This window comes from Psychrobacter sp. TB20-MNA-CIBAN-0197 (assembly GCF_040309765.1).
Classification (GTDB): Bacteria; Pseudomonadota; Gammaproteobacteria; order Pseudomonadales; family Moraxellaceae; genus Psychrobacter; species Psychrobacter submarinus.
Genome location: NZ_JBEOPC010000931.1, coordinates 1 through 257, shown reverse-complemented (window position 1 = coordinate 257; position 257 = coordinate 1). Strand labels below are relative to the sequence as shown.

Below are 257 nucleotides of genomic sequence, written 5' to 3'. Positions count from 1 at the left end.
AATGATAATTGGCAAAAACACTTTTTTATTTTTATAGTGAGCGATGATACCCTGCGGTTTACCTTTGTCTACGATAGCTGAGGCAGCTATCCAGCCAGATAAATGATAGATATCAAAATGATAGTCGGCGATGTTTTTGTCCCAGTTTTTATCTATAGCGACAAAGTCGATATTTACTGTATCCATCTTTCTGCTCCCTCAGTGTTATGTTTATATTCGTAAATTCATATATATGAATATAACAATAACTATAAGGG

Annotated in this window: 1 protein-coding gene; it reads right to left on the bottom strand. The window is 33.9% G+C overall.

Going from position 1 to position 257, the window contains the following annotated elements; translation table 11 throughout:
- Nucleotides 1–186: hypothetical protein (locus tag AAEY83_RS16600; protein ID WP_351060837.1), on the bottom strand; the 186-nt coding region annotated here is incomplete at its 3' end.
- Between the last annotated feature and the right edge of the window lie 71 nt (nt 187–257).